The sequence below is a fragment of the Syntrophomonas sp. genome (assembly GCF_028707975.1).
Lineage (GTDB): Bacteria > Bacillota > Syntrophomonadia > Syntrophomonadales > Syntrophomonadaceae > Syntrophomonas.
The window spans coordinates 1-11,333 of the sequence record NZ_JAQVZX010000004.1 but is presented as its reverse complement, the minus strand read 5'-3'; the positions used below and the strand labels follow the sequence as shown (position 1 = coordinate 11,333).

The window sequence follows — 11,333 nt, the reverse complement described above, 5'->3', positions numbered from 1 at the left end:
TTGCTGCAGGTCAATGTAATCGGTGGGGGATTAGCGGGTTGCGAAGCGGCCTATTATCTAGCGCAAAAGGGCATAAAAGTCCGTCTCTGGGAAATGAGGCCGCAAAAAACTACGCCCGTACATAAAACAGCAGATTTAGCGGAACTGGTTTGCAGCAATTCCCTTAAATCCGAACAGCCCAATACTGCTCAGGGCTTATTAAAAAGAGAAATGAGGATATTGGGATCTCTCTTGCTGTCATGTGCGGAAAGGGCCAGGGTGCCAGCGGGATCTGCTCTAGCAGTGGATCGGGAGCTTTTTGCGCGGCTGGTAAGCCAAACTATTCTTTCTTGTCCCAGCATTGAATTATGCCGGCAGGAGTTAAGCTCAGTGCCAGCGGGGGAATTATCTATTGTTGCTACCGGTCCTCTAACCTCCGAGGCACTGGCTTCTGATTTAAAGCAACTTGGCGGAGAGGAAAACCTTTTTTTCTATGATGCAGTGGCCCCTAGTATTACAGCGGGAAGTCTGGATATGAACAAGGTTTTTAGGGCTTCTCGCTATGGTAAGGGAAGTGCTGACTATCTGAACTGTCCCCTGGATCGCGAAGAATATGAACTGTTTTATGAGAATTTAATTAATGCTGATATTAAGGCGGGACACAGTATTGATAAAGGGCTTTTTTTTAATGCCTGCATGCCCGTAGAAGTATTGGCCCGTCTGGGTAAGGATGCATTGAGATACGGTCCTATGAGGCCAGTGGGCCTGGAGATACCAGGAAGCTCAAAAAGGGCTTATGCTGTACTACAACTGCGTCAGGAAGACCAGGCCGGAACTATATATGGAATGGTTGGCTTTCAAACCCGTATGCGCTGGGGGGAACAGATTCGGGTTTTTCGCTTAATTCCTGGTTTGGAACAGGCTGATTTTGTTCGCTATGGAGTAATGCATCGCAATACTTATATCAATAGTCCCAAGCTATTGGAGCCCAGCCTGCAATGCAAAAAGAGGCCGGAGATTTTCTTTGCCGGACAGATTACCGGGGTTGAAGGTTATATGGAGTCAGCTGCTACTGGAATTATTGCCGGAATTAATGTGTCCAGGTGGCTACAGGGAAAAGAGCTATTGATCCCTGATAAAGCTACTATTATTGGAGCTTTGCTGGATTTCATCAGCAACTCTAGCAGTAAGGACTTCCAACCGATAAATGCCAATTTTGGCCTCATGCCGCCACTGGATCCGCCGATAAGAGACAAGTCCCAAAGGTATCTGGCCTATGTAGAACGGGCGTTGAACAAAATGAGAGAATTTTCAGAATCTTTGTTAAACTAGTTGTAAAGTAATAGTTATTATGCTAGCATTTTTTTATAGCTTACAGAAAAGAGGGGTAGTATCCTGCTTTTTCAATATATTGAGGCATTCATGAATCATATGCGAGTGGAAAAAACTGCTTCCAATCTTACCTTGCTGAGTTATAAAACCGATTTATCTCAGTTTTTTGCTTTTCTATCCCAAAAGAATGGGATAGCTCCTGAGCAAGTTGGAGCCGAGTTGCTAAACCACAATACGCTTAGACAGTATCTGGCACAAATGCAGGAGAAGGGTTTATCACGTGCCACCATGGCCCGAAAACTGGCAGCCCTCAGATCCTTTGTCAAGTTTTTATGCCGGGAAAATATACTGACCGACAATCCCATAGCCGCTGTTTCCACACCTAAACAGGAGCGGAAGTTGCCCAAATTTCTTTATACCCGGGAAATAGACCTGCTGATGAACGCAGCGGATAAGACAACGGTAGCAGGTAAAAGAGATTGGGCCATATTGGAAACCCTCTATGCTTCCGGCCTACGGGTTAGCGAGCTTACCCAGTTGGATAAGCGGGACATTGATTTTCAGGAAAATTATGTTAAGGTTTTAGGCAAGGGTGGCAAAGAAAGAGTTGTCCCTCTGGGCAGTAAGGCTAGAGAGGCTTTATTACTTTACTTGGAGAAGGGAAGAGGCTATATGGAAGTCAAGGGTCATCCCTGCCCAGCCCTGTTCCTTAATAAAAATGGTCAGCGCTTAAGTCAGAGGAGCGTCCGCAATATCATAAACAAATATGTCTCAAGTATTGCCATAAATCAGAAAATCAGCCCCCACACCCTGCGGCATTCCTTTGCTACCCATTTGCTTAACAATGGTGCTGATTTACGGTCAGTTCAGGAATTGTTGGGCCATGTTAAATTGTCCACTACCCAGATTTATACCCACCTGACCAGAGAGAAGATAAAAGATATTTACCAGGAGACTCATCCACGGAAGTAAAATTTTATAGGAATTATTTCATTCCGTCTTCTTCATGAGCCTTAGCGAAAGGAATGGTTATATATATGTTTCAAGCAACTACCATAATTGCGGTGAGAAAGAATCAGCAAACGGCCATAGCTGGTGATGGCCAGGTAACCCTGGGTCAGAATACCGTCATGAAACAGAATGCCAAAAAGATAAGGAGGCTCTATGAAGGCAAGGTAGTAGCCGGTTTTGCCGGGGCGGTCGCGGATGCCTTCACCCTTTTTGCCAAATTCGAAGAAAAACTCAAGCAGGCCGGGGGCAACCTTAGCAAGGCAGCGGTGGAAATCGCCAAGGAATGGCGCTCTGATCGGATTCTCCGGCGTCTTGAAGCTCTCTTGATTGTAGCAGATGCGGAGAGGATTTTTCTCATTTCCGGCAGCGGTGAGTTAATAGAGCCTGATGATGGAATTGCGGCCATTGGTTCGGGAGGGGCCTATGCTCTGGCTGCAGCCCGCGCCTTGAATAGTTTTAGTGAGCTGGATGCTCGGGAAATTGCGGTTGAATCCTTGAAAATAGCTTCTGGTATTTGTGTCTATACCAATGACCAGATTTCAGTAGAAGTAATCGAAAAATAGCCATAAAGGGGGGTTCGTATTGTTCAAGCTTACTCCACGGGAAATAGTCGAAGAATTGGATAAGTATATAATTGGCCAGAGAGAGGCCAAGAAAGCGGTGGCTATAGCCTTGAGAAACCGCTATCGCAGGAAACTGCTTTCGAATGAACTCCGGGAGGAAATCTACCCTAAGAATATTATTATGATTGGCTCTACTGGAGTAGGCAAGACCGAAATTGCCCGACGCCTGGCCCGGCTGGTAAAGGCTCCTTTTATCAAAGTGGAAGCCAGCAAGTTCACCGAGGTGGGTTATGTTGGCCGGGATGTTGATTCCATGGTTCGAGATCTGGTGGAGACTTCGATTCGCCTGGTCAAGCAGGAAAGGTTGGAAGCGGTGGAGCAGAAAGGCCGTCAGATGGCAGAGGAAAGAATCATTGATTTATTGCTGCCCTTCGATGGAATGAAGACCAAGAGTCCCAAAAATCCGTTTGAATTTCTGCTGGGGTCAATACAGGAGAGGGAAGAAGTGGACCATGAAAGCGAACGGCGCCATAGAGAAATTGGGCAACAAAGAGAGATTCTCCGGCAAAAAATTAATCGCTTGGAGTTGGAAGATGAAATTATTGAAATTGAGGTTGAAGAGAAGAACCCTTCTTTTATGGAGATTTTTTCTGGTTCAGGGGTAGAGGAGATGGGTATTAACCTGCAAGATATGTTTGGAAACCTTATGCCCCGCAATAAGAAAAAAAGAAAAGTAAGTATTGCCGAAGCCCGAAGGATTTTAACTTATGAAGAGAGCCAGCGTTTGCTGGACATGGACGAAATTCATCGCGAGGGCATTAAACGAGCGGAAGAAGACGGCATTATATTTTTAGACGAGATAGACAAAATAGCCAGCAAAGAGAACAGTTACGGTCCCGATGTATCGCGCGGCGGAGTACAGAGGGATATACTGCCTATAGTTGAGGGATCCACGGTAGTAACCAAATATGGACCTGCCCGGACCGATCATGTTTTATTCATTGCTGCTGGAGCTTTCCATGTATCCAAGCCCTCGGATCTGATTCCTGAATTACAAGGTAGGTTTCCTATCCGGGTAGAGTTGGAAAGCTTGAAAAGGGAGGACTTAAAGAGAATACTAACTGAGCCCCACAATTCTCTCATAAAGCAATATATAGCTTTATTGTCAACGGAAAAGCTAAGCATAGATTTCACCCCTGAAGCTATTGATTATATTGCCGAAAGGGCTTATGAGGTCAATTCCCGAACTGAGGATATAGGAGCCCGTCGTTTGCATACGGTAATGGAGAAGCTCTTGGAAGACCTGCTCTTTAATTCCCCTGACATGGCGGGGGAGAAGCTAGTTATTAATATAGATTATGTTGCCGAGAGACTGGACCGTATAGTTGAAGACGAGGACCTTAGCCGCTATATCTTATAGAAGTATGTATCAATAACCCTGGGCTATGGGTGTTTAGAAAGAAAAGTCGTCGGTCGTTGGAAAGCGAAAGACGGAAGGGTTAACTTTTATTCCTATCGATTGTTATCTGCCCCCGGCCATGGGGGTTAGTTAATTATCTATTTTAAAGGAGGTTGTTGCATGTCAAAAAGTCTATTGGAAAAATCTAGAGCCATCAATAAAATTCTCCAAAAAATTGCGGGTCACCCGGTAAACTTTTTCGAGATAGCCGATGTACTATGCAGGAACCTGGAATGTACGGTTTTTATTGTGGGCAGGAGGGGGCAAATAGGAGGTTATGCTTTTGCCGAAGGGGCTATATGTCAGGATATACAGCAGTTGATTAAGCATGCGGAGCGTTTTCCGGAGAGTTTTAACCAGGAATTGCTAAACATTTACGAAACCCAAACCAACATAATACTAAAGGATGGGCGTAAATGCCTTTTTAATCCGGATAATGTCAACTGCAGTTGTTCAGCGCGAATTTGGTCCATTACCCCGGTTTTTGGTGGTGCCAGGAGGATTGGCACCCTAATTTTTATGAGAGATAAAGTTAAATTTACGGAAGAAGATATTGTTTTAATCGAATATGGTGCCATGGTGATGGCCAATGAGATAATGCGTATCAGAACCGAAAGGATTGAGGAAGAAGCACGGAAAAAAGCCTCAGTGCAAATTGCCCTGGCCACCCTCTCCTATTCCGAAAAAGAGGCCATAGACCACATCATCGCCGAGCTCAAGGGAAAAGAGGGACTGCTGGTAGCCAGCCGGATTGCGGATAAAGTAGGGATTACTCGTTCCGTGATTGTAAGCGCTCTACGCAAATTCGAAAGTGCCGGGGTAATTGAGTCTCGTTCATTAGGAATGAAAGGGACTTATATCAAGGTTTTGAATGACTACCTGTTTGAGGAATTAAGGAATCATGCTTAAGGCATGTCGAAGGATATCTAAAAATAGCACAACAGTCCTGGGACTAACCGCGAGGTTAGTCATTTTTTTTGTTATTAGGCAAATTATAGAAAGGGCAGGGAAGGAAATAGCGTATTTAGGTAGAAGTATAGAAGATGGGTAAATTATGTTAGGGGTGATGCTATGCTGGAAAAGATTCTAGAATCCAAGACGCATTCCTTGCTTAACAAAGCCATGGATGTAGGCACTTTGCGCAACGATGTTATCGCTGACAATATTGCCAATGTTGATACTCCCAAATTCAAAAGAAGAGAAGTCATTTTTGAGGAAAAAATGAAAAAGGCCTTGGAAGGAACCGCAGTTCAGCGCGAGCTAAATCTAACCAATTCTCGGCATATCCAAATCGAAGGGAATACCCCGGATGTAAAACCCGAGATTCGGGTTTTGGAGGATCTCACTTTTCGCAATGATGAGAACAATGTGGATATCGATACCGAGATGGCTAAAATGAAAAAGAACAGCATCAATTATGACGCAGTCAGTCGCAGTATGAGTAACGAGATTCGTTTATTGCGGATGGCTATTACCGGAAGGGGGTAGTTGATATTGGGATTCTTGAATAGTATAGATATCAGTGCGTCAGGCCTTACTGCTCAACGCTTGCGCCTGGATACCATAGCCAGTAATATGGCCAATGTGGAAACCACCCGGGTGGACAGGCGAACCGGTCCTTATCGTAGACAGGTGGTGGTCTTTGAAGCACGGAATGCTGCGGCTCCAAAAAAGCGCTTCCAGAAGTTTCTGGAAGAACAGACTGAGGTTTTTAATGCCGTCAATTCAGGTGTAAGGGTTAAGCAGATCCGGGAGATAAATGAAAACGAAGCACCTTATCGCCGGGTCTATGATCCGTCCCACCCAGAAGCAGATAATGAAGGCTATGTAAACTACCCCAATGTGAATATAGTTGAAGAGATGATAAACATGATATCCGCAACTCGGGCCTATGACGCTAATGCGCAGGTGATAGAAGCTACCAAAAGCATGGCTATGAGAGCTCTGGATATTGGAAGGTAAGGGGGGACTGCTAAATGAATTTAGGTGCTCTGGATAGCATTACGCTGGCGGGCGTTAACCCGAGTCAACCCCCAGCAGCGAAAAATTCACCGAGTAGTAAGGAAAGTGGTTTTTTTAACTATTTGAAAGATGCCTTGCAGGAGGTGGATGAGCTGCAGAAAGAAGCGGCTAGCAGTGCAGAGAAACTGGCTCTGGGTGACGAAACCTACCTCCATAATACCATTCTGGCTTATGAGAAAGCCAACCTGGCCTTGCAGTTGACGGTGGAAATTAGGAACAAGGTAATGGAGGCATATCAGGAATTAATGCGCATGCAGATGTAAGATTGCTTTGGGGAGTTTGATATTTGATAATGGAGAGCTTTAAGGAGAATCTCAAGCAGATGGCTGGGCGGGCCTCAGAGTTCTGGCAGAACATGAACCTGAACCAGAAGGTACTGGCTGGTGGAGGGGTATTGCTCATTTTGGCGGCCGCTATAATCCTGGTAATAAGCAGTTCCCAGGGTACACCTTATGATGTACTATATGCCGAATTAGATAAAAAAGATGCTTCCCAGATAATGGCCAAGCTGGATGAAGACAAGGTGCCTTACAAGTTGGAGGACAGCGGCACCACCATACTGGTTCCTCCTACCCTAAAGGATAAAACCCGCCTCACTTTGGCCAGCGAAAACCTTCCCCGGGGGGAGACCGGTTTTGAATTGTTTCAAGAAAGCAAATTCGGGGAAACTCAAATCGACAAAAAAGTTAAATACCAGGTGGCATTGCAGGGAGAATTGGCGCGTAGCATCCAGAGTCTGGACAAAGTAAAAGCGGCCAAAGTCAACCTGGCTTTACCCGAGCCTACACTTTTTTCTGACAACGAAGAGTTGCCCAAGGCTTCGGTAGTAGTTAATACCAGGGAAGAAGGAAAACTTAGTCCCAAGGAGATTCAGGGGATAATCAACCTGGTAGCCAATAGTGTAGACAAGCTCACCCCCGAAAATGTGGTAATTATTGACCAGAACGGCAACCTGGTATCAGAAAACCTGCCTGTAGCGGATGGAGATACCAGCGAGACGGTAAAATGGCAAATGGCCGTGAAGAGACAGTATGAAAAGGAAAAACAGGATGCCATACAGAGCATGTTGGATAAGAGCCTGGGCCAAAACAACTCGGTAGTTCGGGTTAATGCGGAATTGGATTTTGATAATAAAGAGCAGAAAGATGAGCTCTATACTCATGATGATGCCGGGCCTTTCGTACGCAGTGAAGAGATAAAAAAGGAATCCGGAACCGATACCACCCAGCCCGTTGTAGGTGTACCCGGAACCGACACCGATATACCTCAATACCAGGAGGTAAATGCTGAAGGAGGGGTATCTACTTATGACAAGAGCAGCAAGATTAGGAATTATGAAATAAACAAGACCGAGAAAGTAACCAAAGTCGCCAAAGGGGATGTCAAGTATGATTATTTGACGGTAGCAGTACTGGTCAATAGTAAAGCAACCGAACCCTTGAAATTAGGTGAAACAGAAGAAGAAAAAATAGCTACTATTCGAAATATAGTAGCCACTGCTTGTGGTCTCAGGGAAAATCGGAAAGACGAGAATGTGCGACTGGAAGATAATATATCGGTGGCCTTTGTTGATTTCTATACCGAACCCCAGGCGGAAGCTCCCGGGGGAACAATGGATCAAATAATGCGTTCCCCTCTTACCCCGTGGTTATTAGCGTTCTTAGTCGTCCTCATAATTCTCCTGGCCTGGTGGTTGATGCAGCGCCGCGCGAGAAGGCGGGCTGAGGAAGAAGCCGAAGAAGAGGCCGATATTGATACATTGATCCAGGAGGAAATAAGGTTGGAAGACCTGATAGATGTCGGCTTGAGTCCAGAAGAAAAAGAAAGGCGTAAGATTAAAGAAGAGATTGACCGAATTATAAATGAAAATCCCGAAACCGCAGCCCAGGTACTCAGAACCTGGCTGGCAGAAGATTAGAGGTGGTCACAACTGGCAGTTAAGACTAGTCTCAGCGGAAAGCAAAAAGCGGCAAACTTTTTAATATTTTTGGGTCCAGAGAAGTCAGCCCAGTTATTTCGGCATATGAATGAAGAAGATATTGAACAGTTGACCCTGGAAATTGCCAATGTTCGCAAGGTGCCCACGGAAAAAATGGATGAAATATTCCGCGAGTTTTACGAAATGTGCCTGGCCAGCCAGTTTATTGGCCAGGGAGGAATTGACTATGCCAAAGAAGTGCTGGAAAAGGCTTACGGCATGGAAAAAACTATGGAGATTATCGGGAGGATATCCTCTTCGTTGCAGGTTCGTCCTTTCGATTTTATTCGTAAGACCGAACCCTCTCATTTATTGAACTTTATTCAATCTGAACACCCCCAGACCATAGCATTGATATTAGCATATCTGGAACCGGAAAAGGCTTCCATTATTCTCGGGGCTCTTCCTCCAGATAGACAGGCAGAGGTAGCCAAAAGGATAGCCATAATGGATACCACTTCGCCCGAAATAATTAAGGAAGTGGAAAGGATCCTGGAGCGCAAGTTGTCCTCCATAGCACCACAGGAATTGACTGCTGCCGGCGGAGTCAAGGCAGTGGTGGAGATTATTAATCGAGTTGATCGAAGTACCGAAAAGACCATTATGGAAACCCTGGAGGTGCAGGATCCCGAGCTGGCAGAAGAGATCAAAAAATTAATGTTTGTATTCGAGGATATTGTCATGATAGACGATCGTTCGGTGCAAAGAGTCTTGCGCGAGGTGGAATCACAGGATTTGGCCCTGGCCCTGAAGGGTGCCAGCAACGAAGTATCCCAGAAGATATACCACAATATGTCCACCCGGGCCTCGGATATGTTGCGCGAAGATATAGAGTTCATGGGACCGGTAAGATTGCGTGATGTGGAAGAAGCCCAGCAGCGCATTGTTAATATTATTCGCCGTTTGGAGGAATCTGGTGAGATAGTAGTAGCCCGTGGCGGAGGGGATGAGGTAATTGTCTAAAGTTATTAAGGGTTCCGATCTGTTCTTATTTCAGCCCAAGGTAATTGATCTTACTTCTATCTATGAATTAAAAAAACAGGTGGAGTCGGAAAACCTGGTGGTTCAGGAAGAAATGAGCCAGGAAGAATTGCTGGACAATGAAATAATATTGAAGCAGGTAGAATTGGAAGAGCTCAAGCAGGAAAGTAAAAGAATAGTTAACGAGACCGAAAAGACAGTAATACAACTGCTGGACAAAGTCCGGGAGGAGTCCCGAAGCATTATAGCCGAGGCCCGGGAAGAAGCTGAGGTGATCCGCCAACAGGCAGTGGAAGAGGCGCATGAACTGCGGGTTCACAAGCAGAAGGAAGGATATGAAGTTGGCCTCAAAAAAGCCCAGGAGGAAATCGAAGCTGACCGCCTGCTGGCTTTGCAGGAAAGCCAGAGGATACTGGAGGAAGCCCGTCAAAACAAGGTGCAGATAATGAAGTCCAGCGAAGCTGACATGGTACGTCTGGTTATGGCGGTAGCCAAGAAGATTATTGGAGGCGAGCTGGAAACCAACCCCCAGGTGATTATTAATATTCTGCGGGAAGGCCTGAATTACCTGGATAACCCCAAGAACATAACGGTTTATGTAAACCCCCGTGAAGTTGAGAAGATATTTGAAGTAATGCAAAGCGAATCTTTTAACGATATTGGTAGTAATGAGATCCCATTTAAGGTTTCGCCCGATAAGCGCGTAGAAGCGGGAGGATGTACCCTGGAGAGCGATGCCGGATCAGTCGATGCCCGCCTGGAAACCAGGATTGCCAGCGTAGAAAAAGCAATTCAGGAAGTGGCTTCTGATGAATAAGGCTTCGGCGCTTCCTTTGGAAAAATATTTGGATGCACTGGACAAAACCACCACCTGCCAGCTTAAAGGCCGGATATCACAGGCTATCGGCCTGACCATTGAAGCCACCGGCCCCCGGGTAAGAATGGGGGAACTGTGTTTTTTACAAACCAATTATAGTGATCGTCAGTTGATCCCGGCAGAAGTGGTTGGCTTCAAGGATAATAAGATACTACTTATGCCTCTGGGCAATCTTGAAGGTATCGGTCCGGGCAGCGGACTCTTGGCCAGTGGGACTACTCTTCGGGTTCAAGTAGGCATGGAATTGGTGGGCCGGGTTCTGAATGGAATGGGCGAACCAATCGACGACAAGGGTAGGATAAAGTCAGAGACAAGCTACCCGGTAACTAACCAACCGCCCAACCCCCTGAAAAGAAAACGTATCACTGAAGTCCTGCAGGTGGGAGTGAAGGCTATTGATGGTCTGGTTAGCATAGGTAAAGGCCAGAGAATGGGAATACTGGCGGGCAGTGGAGTGGGTAAGAGTACCTTGATTGGGATGATTGCCCGCAATACGGAAGCTGATATCAATGTTATTGCTCTAATTGGGGAACGGGGGCGTGAAGTCCGGGAATTTCTGGAGCGCGACCTGGGGGAAGAAGGCCTGGCAAAATCCGTGGTAGTGGTAGCAACATCGGATCAGCCTGCCCTGGTTAGATTGAAAGGTGCCTTTGTGGCTACCAGTATTGCCGAATACTTTCGCGACCAAGGCAAAGATGTGCTGTTGTTGATGGATTCTGTAACTCGTTTTGCCCTGGCCCAGCGTGAAATCGGTCTGGCCATTGGCGAGCCACCGGCTACCAGGGGTTATACTCCTTCGGTGTTTGCCCTGCTCCCTAAACTCTTGGAGAGGGCGGGAACCTCGGAAAAGGGAACTATTACGGGCTTGTATTCAGTGTTGGTGGAGGGCGACGACCTGAATGAACCCATTACTGATGCGGTTCGCGGAATATTGGATGGACATATTGCCTTAAGCCGAAGCCTGGCGGCCATGAATCTTTACCCGGCTATTGATGTTGGGCAGAGTATCAGTCGCGTTATGATTGACATTGCATCTCCTGAACATAGCGAAAATGCGAAGCGCTTCAGGAGCATACTGGCTACCTATGAAGAAGCTCGGGATCTCATTGATATTGGAGCCTATAAGAAGGG

General features: G+C 46.1%; 12 protein-coding genes. All 12 read left to right on the top strand.

Translation table 11 applies throughout. The features are described 5' to 3' along the window. Nucleotides 1-1,311, top strand: coding sequence for a methylenetetrahydrofolate--tRNA-(uracil(54)-C(5))-methyltransferase (FADH(2)-oxidizing) TrmFO (trmFO, locus tag PHP87_RS01090; RefSeq protein ID WP_366942870.1), 1,311 nt, complete (start codon nucleotides 1-3; stop codon nucleotides 1,309-1,311). A gap of 60 nt (nucleotides 1,312-1,371) precedes the next feature. Next, a complete protein-coding gene (gene xerC / locus PHP87_RS01085) occupies nucleotides 1,372-2,283 on the top strand; it encodes a tyrosine recombinase XerC (RefSeq protein WP_299917554.1) in 912 nt (303 codons plus the stop codon). Nucleotides 2,284-2,348: 65 nt separating this feature from the next. Beyond that, the gene (gene hslV / locus PHP87_RS01080; RefSeq protein WP_299917449.1) at nucleotides 2,349-2,885 is read left to right on the top strand and encodes an ATP-dependent protease subunit HslV; all 537 of its coding nucleotides are present in this window, start codon (nucleotides 2,349-2,351) and stop codon (nucleotides 2,883-2,885) included. Between the two features lie 19 nt (nucleotides 2,886-2,904). Next, nucleotides 2,905-4,305: an ATP-dependent protease ATPase subunit HslU gene (gene hslU / locus PHP87_RS01075; protein ID WP_299917447.1), complete on the top strand. Its 1,401-nt coding sequence runs from the start codon at nucleotides 2,905-2,907 to the stop codon at nucleotides 4,303-4,305. 159 nt (nucleotides 4,306-4,464) lie between these two features. After that, nucleotides 4,465-5,253, top strand: coding sequence for a GTP-sensing pleiotropic transcriptional regulator CodY (gene codY / locus PHP87_RS01070; protein WP_299917444.1), 789 nt, complete (start codon nucleotides 4,465-4,467; stop codon nucleotides 5,251-5,253). Between the two features lie 162 nt (nucleotides 5,254-5,415). Further along, nucleotides 5,416-5,832, top strand: coding sequence for a flagellar basal body rod protein FlgB (flgB, locus tag PHP87_RS01065; RefSeq protein WP_299917441.1), 417 nt, complete (start codon nucleotides 5,416-5,418; stop codon nucleotides 5,830-5,832). 6 nt (nucleotides 5,833-5,838) lie between these two features. Continuing rightward, nucleotides 5,839-6,306: a flagellar basal body rod protein FlgC gene (gene flgC / locus PHP87_RS01060; protein ID WP_299917438.1), complete on the top strand. Its 468-nt coding sequence runs from the start codon at nucleotides 5,839-5,841 to the stop codon at nucleotides 6,304-6,306. Between the two features lie 14 nt (nucleotides 6,307-6,320). Then, complete coding sequence (gene fliE / locus PHP87_RS01055) at nucleotides 6,321-6,629, top strand: flagellar hook-basal body complex protein FliE (protein WP_299917435.1); 309 nt, start codon at nucleotides 6,321-6,323, stop codon at nucleotides 6,627-6,629. 29 nt (nucleotides 6,630-6,658) lie between these two features. Further along, the gene (gene fliF / locus PHP87_RS01050; protein WP_299917552.1) at nucleotides 6,659-8,284 is read left to right on the top strand and encodes a flagellar basal-body MS-ring/collar protein FliF; all 1,626 of its coding nucleotides are present in this window, start codon (nucleotides 6,659-6,661) and stop codon (nucleotides 8,282-8,284) included. Between the two features lie 12 nt (nucleotides 8,285-8,296). Further along, nucleotides 8,297-9,307, top strand: a complete 1,011-nt coding sequence (fliG, locus tag PHP87_RS01045; protein WP_299917549.1) for a flagellar motor switch protein FliG — start codon at nucleotides 8,297-8,299, stop codon at nucleotides 9,305-9,307. Beyond that, the gene (locus tag PHP87_RS01040; protein ID WP_299917432.1) at nucleotides 9,300-10,142 is read left to right on the top strand and encodes a FliH/SctL family protein; all 843 of its coding nucleotides are present in this window, start codon (nucleotides 9,300-9,302) and stop codon (nucleotides 10,140-10,142) included. The genes fliG and PHP87_RS01040 overlap by 8 nt, the downstream gene beginning before the upstream one ends. Beyond that, nucleotides 10,135-11,333 (top strand): FliI/YscN family ATPase (locus tag PHP87_RS01035; RefSeq protein ID WP_299917429.1); only part of this gene is annotated, 1,199 nt, incomplete at its 3' end. The genes PHP87_RS01040 and PHP87_RS01035, both read left to right, overlap by 8 nt.